A 17,229-nucleotide genomic window follows, 5' to 3' on the forward strand; every position below is an offset into this window, starting at 1 on the left:
GAACCCCCGAGCGCCAAGCTGGCCCGCGACTGGGCCAGATATCGTGACGATCCGACCCTGTGGCTGTTGCGGGCGGGTCATTCCTCGTTCATCCCACCCGCGTGGCTGGGGCTGATGCCGAAGTAGCGGCGAAATTCCCGGCTGAACTGCGAAACGCTTTCGTAGCCCACCATGCGCGCGGCCTCGCTGGCGCGCACGCCATCCTCGCGCAGCAGGCTGCGCGCCTTGTTCAGGCGCACCCGCTTCAGGTACTGGATGGGCGAAAATGCGGTGACGTCCTTGAAGGCCCGGTGGAAGGTGGACGGGCTCATGTTCACGAAGCCCGCCAGCTGGTCCACGTTGAACGGCTCCGAAAAGTTGCCGTGGATCTGCTTCAGCGCCTTTTCGATGCGCGACATGTTGGTGTTCTTGGTGGCCAGCGCGTGCAGGGCCGCCGCATTTTCTCCGCACAGCACCCGGAACAGCAGCTCGCGCACCAGGCCCGGCCCCAGTACCTGCGCTTCCAGCGGACAGGACAGCGCCATCAGCAGGCGCAGCACCGTGCTCTTGAAGGCGGCGTCTGCCCTGGCCAGAAACAGCCCCTGATGGGTGCACCCTTGCGTCAGCGACCGGTAGTCGATACGGTCTTCTATCTGACCTATGAGTTCGTTGAGCACGCCAAGGTCGATGTCCACGACCAGGGACAGCAACGGCTTTTCCGGCGTGGCCACGGCCTCGCATTCGGCGGCAATGGGCACGCTGAGGGCAAGGTAGTGGTCCTGGTCGTACTGGTAGACCCGACCGCCAAAGTGCACCAGCTTGGCCCCCTGGCCGAGAATGATCAGCCCCTGCTGGTACAGCAGCGGCGTGCGGTGGATGGAACCGGAGGTTTTGTACAGCCCTACGCCGGGCAGGCCGGTTTCCGTCTTGCCCTCGCTGATTGCCAATTTGCTCATGAGTTCTGCTATTTCAGACATGTAGTCTCCAGTTCGGGGGGCGATATGCGCTGCGCTACGATTTTGGGAACGTAACAGCTTTGATGCGTTTCTGCTATGAGCTGCAGGATCAGGCAAGAGATTGGCAGGAATGTGCCTTTTCGCCAGGGTATGGTCCGTTTATTCACGGAGCATCAAGCATCCCCCGCGTTCGCCGGTTGCATCGGCGTTACGCGGCCCGGATGGCGGCAGCGGCGGCCTTTTCCGCAAGCACCCGCGAGGGCTGGGGGTCGCGCAGTCCGCATAACCGTGAACGGGCGCGCCGCGCCCGGCACCGAAGGAGCGAGACGTGCTGTACAGAACCATGCCCAAGAACAGTGACACGCTGTCCGCGTTGGGCTTCGGCTGCATGCGCCTGCCCATGCTGGACGGCAGGGTGGACGAGGCCCGGGCCATCGCGCAGATCCGTAGCGCCATCGACGGCGGGGTCAACTACATGGACACGGCGTGGCCGTACCACCACGGAGAAAGCGAGATCGTGCTCGGCAAGGCCCTGCGAGACGGCTACCGCGAGAAGGTGAAAGTGGCCACCAAGCTGCCCTCGTGGCTGGTGAAGAACCGCGCCGACATGGATCGCTACCTGAACGCGCAACTGGAGCGCCTTGGCGTCGATAGCATCGACTACTATCTGGTGCACGCGCTGGACGGTACCTTGTGGGACACCGTGCACGGCCTGGGTGTGCTGGAATTTCTGGAAAAGGCCAAGGCCGACGGGCGCATCGTCAATGCCGGGTTTTCATTCCACGGGCTGGCGGAAGACTTCAGGCGCATCATCGACGCCTACCCCTGGGTGTTCTGCCAGATCCAGTACAACTACCTGGACGAAACCTATCAGGCGGGCACCGAAGGGCTGCGCTACGCGGCGGGCAAGGACATCGGGGTGATCATCATGGAGCCGTTGCGCGGCGGCAACCTGGGGCTGGTCACCGCGCCGCCCGCCGTGCAGGCCATCTGGGACGAATCGCCCGTTCGGCGCACCCCGGTGGAATGGGCGCTGCGCTGGATCTGGAACCACCCGGAAGTGACCGTGGTGCTGTCCGGCATGAACGAGGAAGCGCACATCGCCGAAAACCTGGCCATCGCGGGTTCCGCCGAGGCCGGGTCCATGACCCCGCAGGAACTGGAACTGGTGGCCCGCGCCAACGCCAGGTATCGCGAACTGATGAAGGTGCGCTGCACCGGCTGCGGCTACTGCATGCCGTGCCCCATGAACGTTTCCATTCCCATGTGCTTCGAGACGTACAACAAGATGCACATGTTCGGAAACATTCTGGAAGGCAAGTTCCTGTACGCCCTGCGCATGAGTGGCGAGATCGGCGGCGAAGGCCCCGGTTACGCCTCGCAGTGTGTGGCTTGTGGTCAGTGCATGGAAAATTGTCCGCAGCACATCGCCATTCCGGACGTGCTGGCCGAACTGGCCGCCGAACTGGAAGGGGCGGACTTTGCCCAGTTGCAGGAGGCGGGGCGGCAGTTATTGCGCCGCACCGCGTAGGGCATTCCAAATTGTCTTTTTGCTCGCTGGCTGACCGACCCGAAGGGCGCGAAGCGTGCCCGTTAGGCGAGCGTGCGAGTTTTACGGGCATCGAGCGCAGAGCGGTCAAGCTTCGCCTGCCATGGCGGTCAAATACGATAAGAGTACGCGTTGCGGTCCTCATCCGTAATGCTCGAAGACTCGCATAACGGTTGCGGCATTCCCCTATGGCAGGCTTGTTTTTCTCGCCAGCGAACAAAAATCCTAAGTTGGAAGCAGCCTGAGCGATTCGGCAGGCCGGGGTGGACCACCCGCCCCGGCCCCGGATAAGCTTTTGCCGGATATGTTCTTGATGGGCTCCCGGATTGGTTTCAGGTCCGGGTGTTGATGCACACACGTTCTCACCGCCCGTTCCGTGCGGGCTGCGATGGCCTACGCCACCAGAGGGTTACCCGGCGTGAAGATACTGTTCTACGATTGCTTCGCGGGCATGAGCGGCGACATGCACCTTGCCGCGCTGTTGTCCCTTGGCGTGGAGCCCGACTACCTGCGGGCCGAACTTTCGAAGCTGGAGCTGGACCACGAGTTCGAACTGCGGGTGACGTCCGACATGCGCAAGGGCATTGCCGGCCTGCGTGTGGACGTGGCGCTGGCGCACGAAGGGCAGGACTGCGGGCAGGGGGATGGGTACGGGCATGATCATGGCCACCCACACCGGCACGACCGGCATGAGGAGCATGACCATGGGCATCACCACGCGCGTCACGAACATGACGACCATCACCATGGGAATCACCACGGCCACCATCACGCCCACCCGCACGAGGCGGCGCACCATGCCGGGCGCGATCATGCTCATGCCCATGACCACGGACATGACCACGGGCATGGCCACGAGCACGGCCATGCACATGCGCACCCGCACCCCCACGGGCACCATCACCCGCCGCACCGCAACCTGCCGGACATAGAGGCCATCATCACCGCCAGTACGTTGCCGGAACAGGTGCAGCGCACCAGCCTGGCGATTTTTCGCAGGCTGGCCGAGGCCGAGGCCAGGGTGCACGGCAAACCGGTGGACGAGGTGCATTTTCACGAGGTGGGGGCCACCGACTCCATCGTGGACATCGTGGGTGCGGCCATCTGCTATCACCGCCTTGGCGTGGACGCGGCCTGGGCTTCGCCCGTGGAGCTTGGCGGCGGCTTCGTGCGCTGCGCCCACGGGCTGATGCCCGTGCCCGCCCCGGCCACGGCGGAAATCCTGTCCGGCATTCCCACCACACGCGGGGCCAGCCCGCACGAAACCACCACCCCCACGGGCGCGGCCATCCTGGCCACGCTGGTGTCCCGCTTCACCGCCGCGCCGCGCATGGCCGTGCAGCGCACCGGCTACGGCATCGGCCACCGCGATACCGAACTGCCCAACCTGCTGCGGGTGCACCTGGCCGAGGTGGATGCAACGCACGCCGGTCTGGCGGCTGGCGGTGCCTCAGCCACGGCATTCCCCGCCGCATTCGGGGCCGCGTCCGAGATCACATCCGGGATCGCATCCGGAACCGCAGTTCCGCTGCCCACGGAGCCCGCGCGCCTGCTGCAATGCAACATCGACGACATGACCGCCGAGCAACTGGCCGTGGCCATGGACACGCTGATGGAAGCGGGCGCCATGGACGTGCATTTCACGCCCATCATGATGAAGAAGGGGCGGCCCGCCACCTGCGTTTCGCTGCTCTGCGCACAGGGCGAGCAGGAACGCTTCGCGCGGCTGCTGTTCCGGCACACCGCCACGCTGGGCATCAAGAGCGTGCCCATCGACAAGCTGGTGCTGGAAACGCGCTTCGAGCGGCTGGAAACCCCGCTGGGGCCGGTGACCATGAAGCTGGCCCTGCTGGACGGCGAGGTGCTGCGCGCCAAGCCGGAACTGGAAGACTGCAAGGCGTTGGCGCGCAAGCATGGCATTCCTCTGGCCGACGTGTATCTGGCTATCGGGAAAGCCCGCACTTAATACGACACGATTTTTGACAATGATACCGGCAGCGCCCGCGCGGCGCGCCGCCTTGACGGACGACGACATGGACAGGACAGACGCCCTGCGGGACCTTTTGGAAGGCATTCGAGCGGGCACCATCGATGTGGACAAGGGCATGTCGCAGCTGCGCGACCTGCCGTACCTTGAAATGGGACACACCCGCTTCGACATGCACCGCAAGCTGCGCAACGGTTTTCCGGAAGTGGTTTACGGTGCGGGCAAGACGCCCGAACAGGTGGCGGAGATTTTCACCCGGCTGCGCGGCCTCAGCCATGTGCTGGCCACCCGCGTCTCGCCGGAAATGGCGGAGCACGTGCTGGCCTCCTGCCCGGAGGCCACCTACAACCCCCTTGGCCGCACCCTGACCATGCTGCACGGCGAACTGACCTTCAAGCCCGGCGAGATCGGCATCATCACCGCTGGCACCTCGGATCTGCCCGTGGCCGAAGAGGCCCGCGTGACCTGCGAGATGCTGGGCAGCAGGGCGTGGGTCATCTCCGACGTGGGCGTGGCGGGCGTGCATCGCCTGTTCGACCGGCTGGACGAACTGCGCAAGGCCCGCGTGCTCATCGTGGTGGCGGGCATGGAAGGCGCGCTCACCAGCGTGGTGGGCGGCCTTGTGTCGCAGCCGCTCATCGCCGTTCCCACATCCGTGGGGTACGGGGCCAACTTCGCCGGGCTGTCCGCGCTGCTTGGCATGCTCACTTCGTGCGCCAGCGGCGTTACCGTGGTCAACATCGACAACGGGTTCGGCGCGGCCTGCGCCGCGTGTCGCATCAACAACCTGTTTGCGGAGTAGGCGAGGGGGAGAAGCTTTTTGTAAGCCTCCGGCGGGCAGGGACGGCAGCCGTTACACGCGTCTTCGAGTGTTACGGATGGCGATCGCAGCGCGCTGTCTCCCCCTGCACTCCTTTTCAACGCGAAGAACCGCCCAAAGGGCGGTTCTTCGCGTTTGCACTTGATAGCGGATTGCCGCCGATGAGGACGCAGTTCCGTTAGGTGATGGGAAAACAGTTACCCAGTACGGGGGGGCAGGGGGCATCGCCCCCTGCCCGCCGGAGGCGTACAAAAAACCGCTCCCTAATCTACCCGGTAATGACACCCCAGGCTCTGCTTGTTCCGCAGCGCGGCCATGGTCACCATGTACGAAGTCTGGCAGCCGTGGAACAGGTCCACGAGGGGCTTGGAGAGCGGGGTTCGCTTGTAGAAGTCGTGCAGGTGGCGCGACAGGTCGCGCAGGTCTTCGAAGGCGCGTTGCAGGCGGCTGCGGGTGCGGGTGATGCCCACGTAGTTCCACATGGTGTGGCGGATGGTGGCCCAGTCCTGCGCGATGAGGGCCGGGTCGTCGTTGCGTTCGTCGCCGGATGACTGCCAGTCGGGGATGGAGTCGCGCAGGCGCTTGCCAAGGCCACGCTGGGCACCGGAGCGTTTGGCGATGTCCTCTGCGGCGGTGCGGCCCCATAGCAGGGCTTCCAGCAGCGATGTGGACGCCAGGCGGTTGGCCCCGTGCACGCCGGTGCAACTGCATTCGCCCACGCTGTACAGCCGTTCCAGGGTGGTGCGGCCCGTCAGGTCGGTAAGGATGCCGCCGCAGAAGTAGTGTGCGGCGGGCACCACGGGAATCAGGTCGCGCCGGATGTCGATGCCCAGTTCCATGCACCGGGCGAAGATGGTGGGGAAGCGCTCGGACGGGTCCTGCTCCATGTGGCGGGCGTCCAGGTACACGCATTCCTCGCCGTTGCGCAGCATTTCCTCCACGATGGACCGGGCCACGATGTCGCGCGGGGCAAGGTCGGCGCGGGGGTCGTAGCGTTCCATGAAATGCTCGCCGCTGCCGTTCACCAGCCGACCGCCCTCTCCGCGCATGGCCTCCGTGACCAGGAACCTGCGCGAACTGCGATGCAGCAGGGCGGTGGGGTGGAACTGCACGTACTCCAGGTTTTCGGTGCGTACGAAGGCGCGGCTGGCCATGGCCACGCCGGAGCCGATGGAGGTCGGGCTGTTGGTGGTGTGCAGGTACACCTGCCCGATGCCGCCGGTGGCCAGCACCGTGACGTCGGCGAGGATGGTTTCCACCCGGCGCAACTGCTCGTTGAAGACGTAGGCCCCCACGCATTGGTTGTTGAGCTGGTAGCGGAATTCGTTGTTGCGGGCGTGGTGGTGGCTGGTCAGCAGGTCGACGGCAGTGCGTTCCGACAGCACGCGGATGTTGGGGGCGTCGTTCACAGCCGCCATCAGCCCGTCCATGATGGCCCGTCCGGTGTAGTCGGCGCAGTGCAGGATGCGGTGCGCCCCGTGGCCGCCTTCCATGGTCAGGTCCCATTCGCATTCGGGGGTGCGCCCTTTGGCAAAGGGGATGTGCAGCCGGTCCACAAGGATGTCCTGCACGGCCTTTGGGCCGCTGCGCGCGATGTGGCGCACCGCGCGCAGGTGGTTGTGGCGGTGCCCGGCGATGAGGATGTCGCTTTCCAGTTGGCGGGGGTCGCCGTCGCCCGCGCGGAACACGATGCCGCCCTGGGCCAGGGCGGAATTGCCGCTGTCCAGTTGCTGACCGCTGTTGATGAGCGTCACTTCGATGCCCTGGTCGGCCAGGGTGAGCGCGGCAGTGCACCCGGCGATGCCCGAGCCGATGACCAGTACCGGAGTGTGCAGGCGGTAGGAGGAATTGTTCATGGCGGGTCCCTTGCGAAGTGGCGGCGTGGGGGATGTGGTGCGGTGTCCGTGCGCCGGGCCTTGCACCTGCCGGGGCACTTCCGGCGGCGAAAGGGGCGGCTGGCGCGGGCGGGGAAAAATCGTTTCGGGTCTGGGCCAAATCAACCAGAACCAAAGCGGCTTGGTCCATATCTGCCAGCCAGGCCAGCCAGGCCAGCCAGGTTGGACAGGCCGGACGCAGGATGCTTGTCGGCCCGCGCGGCGCCCGTATATCGGCGGGCATCGCGCGGGCCGCTGTTTCTTCCTACGCCTGCTCAGGCACAGGCGTCCAGCATGCGTTGCAGGGCTGCCTTGGCGGGTTCGTGCAGGTCCATGGGCACGGTGACCGGGGCTTCCGTGCCCGCCGCCACGCCCTCCAGGGTGTGCAGCAACTTGGGCTCTGTCACGCGGGCCATGTGCGAACAGGCGCTTTCCAGCAGGGGCAGCACGGTCAGCCGCCCGGCATGCTGGCGGGCCAGCCGCCGCACGAGGTTGATTTCCGTGCCGATGATGACGGTAGAACCTTTGGGGGCCTCGTCGGCAAAGCGGATGATGGTGGTGGTGGACCCGGCGGCATCGGCGGCGTTGACCACCTCTGGCGAACATTCCGGATGCACCACTATGCGACAGCCGGGGTGTGCTGCGCGGGCCGTTTCCATCTGGCGCAGGTTGAACCGGGCGTGGATGGCGCAACAGCCGGGCCAGATCAGCAGTTCCGCCCGGCGGGCCGAGTCGGTCAGCACGTCGGCGCTAAAACTGGCAGACCGCACGTCCAGCATGTGCCGCCTTTCATCGGGAATGCCAAGAAGGTTCGCGGTGTTGCGGGCCAGGTTCTTGTCCGGCAGAAACAGCACGGCGTCGCCCTGGTTTCGGGTCCATTCCAGCATGGTGCGTGCGTTGGCGGATGTGCACACCGCGCCGCCGTGCCGCCCAACCACGGCCTTTACCGCCAGCGAGGTGTTCACGTAGGCCAGCGGCACCACCTTGCGGCCATCGGCCTGAAGGGCGCGCAGCACCGCGTCCACCCGTTCCGCCGGGGCCATTTGCGCCATGACGCAGTTGGCGGAATGCTCCGGCAGGTACACCTTCTGGCCGGGCCGCGCCAGCAGGGCGGCGGATTCCGCCATGAAGTACACCCCGCAGAACACGATGGCGGCGGCGTCCGTGTCGGCCACGCGGCGGGCCAGTTCCAGCGAATCACCGCGCAGATCGGTGTGCCGGATGACAGATTCGTGCTGGTAGTGGTGGCCCATGATGGTCAGGTCGGGGCCGAGCGCGGCGCGCAGCGCGGCGATGCGCTCTTTCTGGGAAGGTTGTGCGGTCATGTCATGCCTTGCGTATGCGCATGCTGAAGTCCGCCACCGGGGCGGAGTGGGTAAGCCTGCCCACGGAGACGAAATCCGGCCCGTGGGGAGATGCCTCGGCCAGTTGCCGCAGCGTTTCCAGGGTGACGCCGCCGCTGGCCTCGGTTTCAATGCCAGTGGGCACCAATGCAAGCGACTCGCGCAGGAGCGCCAGGTCCATATTGTCCAGCATGATGCGGTCCACCTTGCAGGCCACGGCCTCGCGCACCTCGTCCAGGGTGCGGCATTCCACCTCGATGGGCGGGCAGGGCGCGTAGGCCGCGCGCAGCGCCGCCACGGCGGCCGTGATGGACCCGGCGGCGTCGATGTGGTTGTCTTTCAGCATCAGCATTTCGGCCAGGGTGCGGCGGTGGTTTTGCCCGCCACCCACCAGCACCGCGTACTTTTCGGGAAAGCGCAGCCCCGGCAGGGTCTTGCGCGTATCCAGCAGGCGGGAGGCGGTGCCGTCCAGTTCGTGCGCGTAGCGGCGGGTAAGGTTGGCGATGCCGGACAGGTGGCAGACGAAGTTCAGGATGACCCGTTCCGCCTTCAGTACCAGCCGCGCCGGGCCTTCGATGTCGGCGGCGATGGAGCCGGGCGACAGTTCGTCGCCGTCCGCGGTATGGGGAGTCCACGTCCAGCCGCCTACCACCGGGCTTTCCAGCAGGGCGGCGCAGCGTTCCATCACCAGCGGGGCAATGGGCAGCCCGGCCACCAGGGTCTGCTGCTTGGCCACGATCTGGGCGGCCAGCCGGTCAACGGGGCCGAACACGGCGTCGCTGGTAAGGTCGGGGCCGTCCTCCAGCAGGGCCAGGTCTATGGCGGCCAGCAGGTGTTCGCGGGGCTGTCCCGCAAAGAAGGCGTCGAAATCCGGTACGGTATGCGATGACATGGATTGTGCCGCCACTGGCTAGATGATACACGCAGGGTGCCCCGCGCCGAGCCTGCGCCGCGCGGTGGGGTTTCGCCGCCTCACGGGATGCGCCGCGAACTGCGCCACGCGAGGCGTCTCGGACAGGGCGCTTGCCGTGTAGTAGGAGGCTGCCCCGCTTTCGTCAAGCCGATGCCGCCTTACCGCCACACGGAACGGGCATGTGGGGTGGCATGCTCGCGAATCTCGCCGGTCGGGGCCGGAAAGGCTGACGTTGGCGCATGACCGGCGCAGTTCGACCAGCCGGGGTGGTTTGTCCCGTTTGCGCAGTCGCGGCAGCGCGCATGCTGCACGCGGTTTACGGCTTCACAGGATAACGGGCAGGGGGGTTGCATGGCCGGGCAGGAACACGGACAAGAGCGCGGTCACGAGCACGACCGCGAATGCGTGGATGGCGCCCCCCGCGACGACGGGGACGCCTGCCGCATCATAGTGCTGCCCGAGGAATGCCGCGATCCCGCCACGCCCGGCGAAGACGCCGAGTTCGCCCACCCCGCGGACGTTGCCGACCACCTGGAGAATCTTTCGCTGGAACGGCAGGTGTGCGTGCTGCGCCACCTGCCCGCCGAGGACGCCGCCGACGCACTGGCCGAGCTTGACGAGCATGTACGCGTCGACCTGCTGGAGAACCTTGATGCCGACGTGGCCGCCCAGATCCTGTCCGAAATGTCGCCCGACGACGCGGCGGACGTGCTGGACGAACTGGACGAAGACCACCGCGACGTCCTGCTGAGCAGCCTCGAAACCGAGGACGCCGAGGAAATCCGCCACCTCATGGCCTTCGACCCGGACACGGCGGGCGGGGTCATGAACACCGAGGTGATCATCCTCGACCACGGCCTGACCGCCGACCAGGCCATCCTGCAAATCCGCGCCGAGATCGAAGACAAGGAAATTCCCTACTACGCCTATGTCGTGGATGAGCAGGACCGGCTGGTGGGCGTGCTTTCGCTGCGCGACATCATGCTGTGCAAGCCCGGCAACAAACTGCGGGACGAGGTGCGCGGCCAGGGGCTGATTTCCGTGCTGTTCGACCAGGACAAGGAAGAGGTGGCGCACCTGCTGGGCCACTACAACTTCATGGCCATGCCCGTGGTGGACTACGAGGGCCGCCTGCTGGGCGTGGTCACCCACGACGACATCATCGACATCATCCACGACGAGGCGTCCGAGGACATGCTGGGCATGGTGGGCGCGGGCACGGACGAAACCGTGGACACGCCGTGGCACGAATCGGTGCTGAAGCGTCTGCCGTGGCTGGTCATCAACATGCTGAACTCGGCGGTGTCGGCGTCCGTCGTGTACATGTTCGAAGGGTCCATCGCCCAGATGGCGGTGCTGGCCGTGCTGATGCCCATGGTGGCCAACCAGGCGGGCAACACCGGGCAGCAGGCGCTGGCCGTGATGATCCGGCAGTTGGCGGTAGAGCGGTTCGACCGGCGCAAGGCATGGTGGGCCGTGCTGCGCGAGGCCAAGATCGGCCTGTCCAGCGGGGCCATTGTGGCGCTGCTGGTGCTGTGCGCGGTGTGGGCGTTTGCCGGGTCGTGGAAGCTGGCCTCGGTGATGTCGCTGGCGCTGCTGCTGGACATGCTGCTGGGCGCGCTGGCCGGGGCGTCCATTCCGCTCATTTTGCGGGCCGTGGGGCGTGACCCGGCGCAGGCGTCCAGCATCTTCCTGACGGCCATCACCGACGGTGCGGGTTTTTTCATCTTTCTGGGGCTGGCGACGCTGGTATTGTTTTAGGTGTCTTTGCCCAGGGAACGCGGGAACTTTTGCTGTTGATAGTAAAGCAAAAAACGAAGAGGCTCCATCTTGCGATGGGGCCTCTTTGTTTTTGTGTTGTATTTTATGTGTGCATTCAAGATTGTTTTAGTCTCGTTGCTAAATATATCCTGATGAAGTATGCGCGATTGTATACGTGTGGTTTTTAAAAAAACGTGAGGTGAGCATATGGTAGTGGGTAAAGTGCGCACTTCTCCTAGGATTTCATTAAATAAATTGGGAGAATATCTTGTTTCTAAGCCAGGTCGCAGGCGTACGATTATACGGGATCAAAAGGAACCTTCTGATTTCATAGTTGCAAGGTACGCAGAAGCTAAAAGGATAATTCAAGATTGCTTAGTATCAGGTGGGGCTGATGTCAGGCCAGTGAATAGAGCGATAGAGGGCTTCTCAGGCTCTTACGAAACAAAGTGGCAAAAAGATACGGCAATACTATGCGCATCAGCCCTGCGGGCTTTTTTGAGGATGTCAGCGAGCATTCCCTTGAATGGCTTTAATCCCGTCAGAGGTATCGATAATCCAGAAAAAATGAATATTTCTGGCGTAGATGTCAGCGTGTGTCCTGAAATTATTCTGTTAGCCCCATCACAAGATAATGCAATTGTTGGTGGCGTTAAGTTGTATTTCAGTAAGAATAATCCATTAACAGAAGATGCATCAGAATTTGTGGGGTCTGTTTTGTATAGATATTTATCAGAAGTAACGTCGAGTGAGAGTGCTGTTTCATATAAAAATTGTACTGTGGTTGATGTGTTTGCTGGGAAGTGTTTCATTGCTCCAAAAACATATAAGCGAAATATGAATGATGTTGCGGCTGCGTGCGCAGAAATTTATCACCTTTGGAACGTTGCATAGGAGGTGTTATGGCGAAGAATACTGGTGATGGACACCGTAATGGCGCGGTTAATGATCGCACTCAAGTGCAGAATCCGAAGACTGGACAGTGGGTTAAAAGGGACACAGATACCGGGAAATTTATGGACGTTAAGCAAGATGGCAAACCTTTTAAGGGGGTTGCAAAAGAAGTTGATGACCGTAGGAAGTAAGATTTATTCAACATAGCATTGTGAAGGGCCGGTCCCCCATGGTGGGACCGGCCCTTGGCCGTTCGGTGCGGCAGCCCGCCGTCGCGCGGGCTACAGGGTGAGCACCGAGGCGTCTATGATCTCGCGGCGCATCTCCAGAAAGTGCTTGCCCGTCAGGTCGCGAGGGCGGGGCAGGTCCACGGTGTAGGTGCGCTGCACCCGTCCGGGCAGCTTGCCCTCGATGGTCACGATCCGGTCGGCCAGAAACAGCGCCTCGTCGGTGTTGTTGGTCACGAAGAGGACGGTGCGCTTGTCGGTCTGCCAGATGCGCTCTGTTTCCTGTTCCATGAAGATGCGCGTCTGGGCGTCCAACTGGCCGAAGGGTTCATCCAGCAGCATCACCCGTGGCTTGTTGGCGTAGGCGCGGGCAATGCCCACGCGCTGCTTCATGCCGCCGGAAAGCTGATGCGGGTAGTGCTTTTCAAAGCCGTTCAGCCCCACCAGGTCGATGTAGTGCATGGCGATGTCGCGGGCTTCGTCCCTGGGCAGGCCGCACAGCTTCGGCCCCATTTCCACGTTGCCGAGCACGGTCTTCCACGGAAACAGCATGTACCCCTGGAACACCAAGCCCCGGTCGGCCCCCGGCCCGGTCACTGGCTCGCCGTCAAGGATGACGGTGCCGGTGGTGGGCGTTTCCAGTCCGGCGATGATGCGCAGCAGCGTGCTCTTGCCGCTCTGGCCGGGGCCGAGGATGACCACGAATTCGTTGGCCTGCACGTCGATGCTCACGTCCTCGAGCACCGGGACTTCCTGACTGCCCTTCTGGATGAAGGTCTTGCTCACGTTGCGGCATTCGATCACGGCGTCGTCCCTTCCTTTGGGGCTGGGGTTCCGGCGGTGGGGCTACAGGCCCACGATCTTGCGCTTCCACGGACACAGCTTGCGTTCCAGCGCGGTGACCAGCAGCGTGGTGCCCCACGCCGCCGCCGCGATGACCGCCATGCCGCCGATGACCATGGCCGGTTGCGACAGGTTCATGCCCTGCACGATGATGTACCCCATGCCCGAACGGGCGCTGACCAGTTCCGCCGCCAGCACGCAGGTCCAGGCGATGCTGAGCGATATCTGCAGCCCAGCGAAGATGGCCGGGAACGAGGCGGGAAAACAGACGTGCAATATCTCGTCGCGCCGCTTGCCGCCCAGCATGCGCACCACGTCGTACAGTTCCGGCTCCACCAGGCGCACGCCGTTGTAGGCGTTGAGCAGGCACGGCACGAAGGTGCCCAGCACGATGATGAACACCTTGGACGTTTCGCCGATGCCGAACCACAGGATGGATATGGATATCCACGAGATGGGCGGCATGGGCTTCAGCAGGTCGAACAGGGGCTTGACGATGGCGTTGACGTAGCGGTTCAGCGCCATGAACAGCCCCAGCGGCACGGCGATGGCGGCGGCGATGGAAAAGCCTATCACCACGCGCTGGGTGCTGGCCCACACGTGGCCCCAAAGGGTCAGTTCCGCCAGTTCCTCGCGGGTGAGCACCGCCAGCTGTTCCAGCACTTCATGCGGGCGGGCCAGGACGCTGCTGCCCGCGCCCAGCACGTTGGAGCGGGCCAGCCAGTCCCACAACCAGAAGAACGCTACGATGGACACGGTATGAAGGAACCAGCGGTTGGTGAGGATGCGCCCCAGGCTGATGGGGCCGCGGTCCACCACCTGCCCCACGGTCTCGTTGGCGATGGAAGAGCTTGCGGCGCTGCACGTGGCTTCCTGCGACATGGTCTACCTCCTGATTCCGGCCAGCAGCCGCTTTTCCACCCTGTCGATGATCACGCCGATGAAGGCGCCGGTCAGCCCCACCATGAACATGCCCAGCACCACCATTTCGGGCATGGCCAGGCGACGGCCCATGGTGATCATGAACCCCAGGCCCGCGTCAGCGGCCAGCAGTTCCGCCGCGACAAGGTTGGTCCAGCAGCAGGCCAGCGCGATCTGCAGGGCGCCGAAGACCATGGGCAGGGCGGAAGGGATGCACAGCTGCCTGAAAATCTGCCAGTCGCTGGCCCCGTAGGTGCGGGCCATCTGGATGAGCGTGGGATTGGTCATCTTGACCCCCACGTAGGCGTTGATGACGCACGGAACCAGCCCCCCCAGCCAGATGATGAATATCTTGCCGGGCAGCCCGATGCCGAACCAGAAGATGGTCAGGGGTATCCACGCCACGGGGGGAATGGGCCGGATGATCTCGAAGATGGGCCGCGCAAGGCCCTCGGCCACGTTGAACCAGCCCATGGCCAGCCCCAGCGGCAACCCCACGGCCAGGGCCAGGAAATAGCCGCCGAAGGCTTCCTGGATGCTGACCCAGGCGTGCTGGTGCAGCAGTGCGCCGTCGGGGTCCACGTTGGTGAATTTGTCGAACAGCAGTTGCGTCACTGTGGTGGGCGCGGCCAGCATGGTGTCCGGCACGACCCCGGTGCGCACGACGATCTCCCATGCGATGAAGAACGTGGCCACGCTGACGATGGGCAGTATTTTCAGCGCCAGCGGCGTTCTTACGACAACCTCGCGATATGCGGTCATGCATGCCTCCGGTGTCGGCGGTGGAGGGGAGCGGCGCCCGCCCCGCGCGGGCGGGCGCCGTGCGGAAACGGTTACTTCACGGTGGGCACGAGCTTCAGGAACTTGTCGGTGATGTAGTAGCCGGTCAGCAGCTTCTCGCCTTCAGCAGGCTTCAGCTTGCCGAGTTCGGTAAAGAACTTCACCAGGTCCTTCTGCCATGCCTGCACCTGGCTTTCACCAGTGGAGGCATCGAACATCTTCAGCTGTTCCTGCAAGGTGAACACCGGGTGCAGTTCCAGGTCCATCTTTGCTTCTTCTTCGGTCATGTTCAGCCCGGCCCACTTCAGGAAACGGGCGTATTCGGGGGCCAGCTTCACGCCTTCGGCACGCAGCGCGTCGATGCCCTGGAAGTACACCTTGAGGAAACGCGCCACTTCTTCGGGGTTCTTGTCACAGTATTCCTTGTCGCCGATGAGCACGATGGGGACAAAGCCGCCCGCCGTCTTGACGTCGGAGGCAACCTTCCAGCCCTTCTTGAGGCCGTTGTACATTTGCGGGGCCCACAGCACCACGGCGTCGCCGATGCCCTTTTCGAACGCGGCCACGCACTGGGCGGGGTCCATGTTCTTGATGGTCACGTCCTTGTCGGTCAGGCCAAGCGACTTCAGCCACAGGCTCATGGCGTAGTGGCCGGACGAGATGGTGGTGGCGAGGATGGTCTTGCCCTTGACGCTTTCAGGCGAGCCGAACACGTCGGGGTGCTTGGGGTTGAAGCCCTTGGTCTTCAGGATGGGGCTGTCCGGGCGCACCAGCACCGCATTGGTCACTGACTCGTCGTTGGCGATGGCGATGAGGTAGGCGTTCTGGCGCAGCGCGCCGAACATCATGGGCACGCCGCCCGTGCCGCTGGTGCTTGAACGCTCCATCCTGCCCACGGACATGGTTCCGGACTTTCTGGAAAAGAAGCTGGATACCGCGCTCTACAAGGTGCTGCACGAGGACTACGGCATACGCCTTTTGCATTCACGGCAGGAACTGGGGGCGGTGATGCCCACGGAGAATGAGCGCAAGTACCTGAAGATCGGCGACAACTGCCCGTGCATCTGGGTGGAGAGCGTAGTCTACACCGATACGGGGCGGGCCGTGGAATTCGGCCGCGCCCTGCACCGGGGCGACAAGTACCGCTTCCGCTGCGCCATTGGCGCGTACGTGTACGACAAGGATGGCACCGCCGGGCAGGCGCCGCTTGTTGGCACCCTGGTGGACTCTTCCGGTGCTGGCGGGTAGGGCCGCATCAGCAGGGCGGCAAGGTCCGCCTGGTCGTGCGGACGAAAGACCGTTCACGGCCGCGCAGCGGACAGACAAACACAAGGCCGGACTCCCTGAGGAGCCCGGCCTTTTCATATTGGAACGCGGGGCGGCGCATTGCGTGCCATGGACGCTCGCCATGCCGTGGCAGCACTGGCGGCTGGCGGGCAGGCAGTGCCGGTAGCCCGGTTTTCATCCAGCCGCAGCGGCTGCGCGGGCGTCCGCCGGGCGTGCGCGCTGCAGGCGGCGGGCCAGGTAGATGAACGGGGTGTCCAGCAGGGCCACCACGGCCTTGAACAGGTAGGTGGTCAGCATGATCTCCAGCACCACCTCGAACGGGTACACCCCGGTGAAGGCGGCCAGGCAGAACACCGAGGAATCGAGCACCTGGCTGACCAGGGTGCTGGCGTTGTTGCGCAGCCACAGGTGGCGGCCACCGGTGCGCTGCATCCAGAAGTGGTAGGCCCACACATCGTGGTATTGCGAGACCAGATAGGCCAGCAGGCTGGCGCCGGCCAGGCGCGGCAGCAGGCCGAACAGGGCTTCCAGGTGCGGCTGGGCGAAGTCGGAGGGGGCCGGGGCGTACAGCAGCGAGGCCTGCATGTAGGCCGTGCCCAGCAGCAGGGTGATGAAGCCGAGCAGCACGCCCTTGCGCGCCTCTGTCTTGCCGTGAAATTCGCCCAGCATGTCGGTGGCAAGGAACACCCCGGCGTACACGATGTTGCCGAGGGTGGTGGTCATGCCGAACAGGGTCACGGTTTTCAGTACCTGGATGTTGCACACCATCAGGTTGAGCACGATGAGGGCATGCAGCCCGGCGGCGCCGAACAGGCGGTGCATGAGTACGGTGATGCCCATGTCGAACAGGGCGAAGCACAGCCAAAGCAGTTCGTTCATGCGGAACTCCGGAAAAGCGAGATGGGCCGCGAAGCGAGCCCGCAAGGTCGGATGACGGCGCAAAAGGCGGCGAAGGGTACGGGCTGCGGGAGGTGGGCGGCGGAACGGGGGGCTTACGCCACGCCGCGCGCCGGGTCAAGCCGTACCGCACGCCCGGGCCAAGCATGATGGCGCCCGTCCGAGGCACGGCGTGCGTCTGGTCGAACCATGCCGCCC

Annotated in this window: 16 protein-coding genes; 7 read left to right on the plus strand and 9 right to left on the minus strand. The window is 64.2% G+C overall.

Translation table 11 applies throughout. From position 1 onward, the window contains the following. Positions 1–77: 77 nt before the first annotated feature. Positions 78–956: an AraC family transcriptional regulator gene (locus tag FVW20_RS15395; protein ID WP_196610293.1), complete on the minus strand. Its 879-nt coding sequence runs from the start codon at positions 954–956 to the stop codon at positions 78–80. Positions 957–1,263: 307 nt separating this feature from the next. Between FVW20_RS15395 and FVW20_RS15400 the strand changes: the two genes are divergently transcribed. The 3 genes from FVW20_RS15400 to larB all read left to right on the plus strand — a co-directional run bounded on the left by FVW20_RS15400 (position 1,264) and on the right by larB (position 5,273). After that, positions 1,264–2,466 (plus strand): aldo/keto reductase, encoded by a 1,203-nt coding sequence (locus FVW20_RS15400; RefSeq protein WP_196610294.1) that lies wholly within the window; start codon positions 1,264–1,266, stop codon positions 2,464–2,466. 436 nt (positions 2,467–2,902) lie between these two features. Next, positions 2,903–4,450 (plus strand): nickel pincer cofactor biosynthesis protein LarC, encoded by a 1,548-nt coding sequence (gene larC / locus FVW20_RS15405; RefSeq protein ID WP_196610295.1) that lies wholly within the window; start codon positions 2,903–2,905, stop codon positions 4,448–4,450. A 67-nt stretch (positions 4,451–4,517) separates the two neighbouring features. Continuing rightward, the gene (gene larB, locus FVW20_RS15410; protein WP_196610296.1) at positions 4,518–5,273 is read left to right on the plus strand and encodes a nickel pincer cofactor biosynthesis protein LarB; all 756 of its coding nucleotides are present in this window, start codon (positions 4,518–4,520) and stop codon (positions 5,271–5,273) included. Between the two features lie 281 nt (positions 5,274–5,554). Here the strand turns inward: larB and nadB are convergent, their stop codons facing one another. From nadB to nadC, 3 genes are all read right to left on the minus strand, one after another. Next, positions 5,555–7,147, minus strand: a complete 1,593-nt coding sequence (gene nadB, locus FVW20_RS15415) for an L-aspartate oxidase (protein ID WP_196610297.1) — start codon at positions 7,145–7,147, stop codon at positions 5,555–5,557. Between the two features lie 293 nt (positions 7,148–7,440). Then, the gene (locus FVW20_RS15420; protein WP_196610298.1) at positions 7,441–8,490 is read right to left on the minus strand and encodes a quinolinate synthase; all 1,050 of its coding nucleotides are present in this window, start codon (positions 8,488–8,490) and stop codon (positions 7,441–7,443) included. A gap of 1 nt (position 8,491) precedes the next feature. Next, on the minus strand, positions 8,492–9,400 hold the full coding sequence (gene nadC, locus FVW20_RS15425) for a carboxylating nicotinate-nucleotide diphosphorylase (RefSeq protein WP_196610299.1): 909 nt from the start codon (positions 9,398–9,400) through the stop codon (positions 8,492–8,494). Positions 9,401–9,772: 372 nt separating this feature from the next. Between nadC and mgtE the strand changes: the two genes are divergently transcribed. The 3 genes from mgtE (at position 9,773) to FVW20_RS15440 (ending at position 12,267) form a co-directional block, all read left to right on the plus strand. Next, positions 9,773–11,182, plus strand: a complete 1,410-nt coding sequence (gene mgtE / locus FVW20_RS15430) for a magnesium transporter (RefSeq protein WP_196610300.1) — start codon at positions 9,773–9,775, stop codon at positions 11,180–11,182. 207 nt (positions 11,183–11,389) lie between these two features. Further along, complete coding sequence (locus FVW20_RS15435) at positions 11,390–12,076, plus strand: hypothetical protein (protein ID WP_196610301.1); 687 nt, start codon at positions 11,390–11,392, stop codon at positions 12,074–12,076. Between the two features lie 8 nt (positions 12,077–12,084). Continuing rightward, on the plus strand, positions 12,085–12,267 hold the full coding sequence (locus tag FVW20_RS15440; protein ID WP_196610302.1) for a hypothetical protein: 183 nt from the start codon (positions 12,085–12,087) through the stop codon (positions 12,265–12,267). Between the two features lie 90 nt (positions 12,268–12,357). Here FVW20_RS15440 and FVW20_RS15445 read toward each other — a convergent pair whose 3' ends face one another. The 4 genes from FVW20_RS15445 to FVW20_RS15460 all read right to left on the minus strand — a co-directional run bounded on the left by FVW20_RS15445 (position 12,358) and on the right by FVW20_RS15460 (position 15,695). After that, positions 12,358–13,107, minus strand: a complete 750-nt coding sequence (locus FVW20_RS15445) for an ABC transporter ATP-binding protein (protein ID WP_167125317.1) — start codon at positions 13,105–13,107, stop codon at positions 12,358–12,360. Positions 13,108–13,149: 42 nt separating this feature from the next. Beyond that, positions 13,150–14,028, minus strand: a complete 879-nt coding sequence (locus FVW20_RS15450; protein ID WP_167125319.1) for an ABC transporter permease — start codon at positions 14,026–14,028, stop codon at positions 13,150–13,152. A 3-nt stretch (positions 14,029–14,031) separates the two neighbouring features. Further along, the gene (locus FVW20_RS15455; protein ID WP_196610303.1) at positions 14,032–14,829 is read right to left on the minus strand and encodes an ABC transporter permease; all 798 of its coding nucleotides are present in this window, start codon (positions 14,827–14,829) and stop codon (positions 14,032–14,034) included. Positions 14,830–14,900: 71 nt separating this feature from the next. Then, positions 14,901–15,695: an ABC transporter substrate-binding protein gene (locus FVW20_RS15460; RefSeq protein WP_231039153.1), complete on the minus strand. Its 795-nt coding sequence runs from the start codon at positions 15,693–15,695 to the stop codon at positions 14,901–14,903. Here FVW20_RS15460 and FVW20_RS15465 point away from each other — a divergent pair. Further along, positions 15,694–16,095, plus strand: a complete 402-nt coding sequence (locus FVW20_RS15465; RefSeq protein WP_231039154.1) for a GntR family transcriptional regulator — start codon at positions 15,694–15,696, stop codon at positions 16,093–16,095. The two genes, FVW20_RS15460 and FVW20_RS15465, sit on opposite strands and share 2 nt — an antisense overlap. A 213-nt stretch (positions 16,096–16,308) precedes the next feature. Here the strand turns inward: FVW20_RS15465 and FVW20_RS15470 are convergent, their stop codons facing one another. Next, complete coding sequence (locus tag FVW20_RS15470; protein WP_196610304.1) at positions 16,309–17,013, minus strand: queuosine precursor transporter; 705 nt, start codon at positions 17,011–17,013, stop codon at positions 16,309–16,311. Positions 17,014–17,229 lie beyond the last annotated feature (216 nt).

This window comes from Nitratidesulfovibrio oxamicus (genome assembly GCF_015731765.1).
GTDB classification, from domain to species: Bacteria; Desulfobacterota; Desulfovibrionia; order Desulfovibrionales; family Desulfovibrionaceae; genus Cupidesulfovibrio; species Cupidesulfovibrio oxamicus.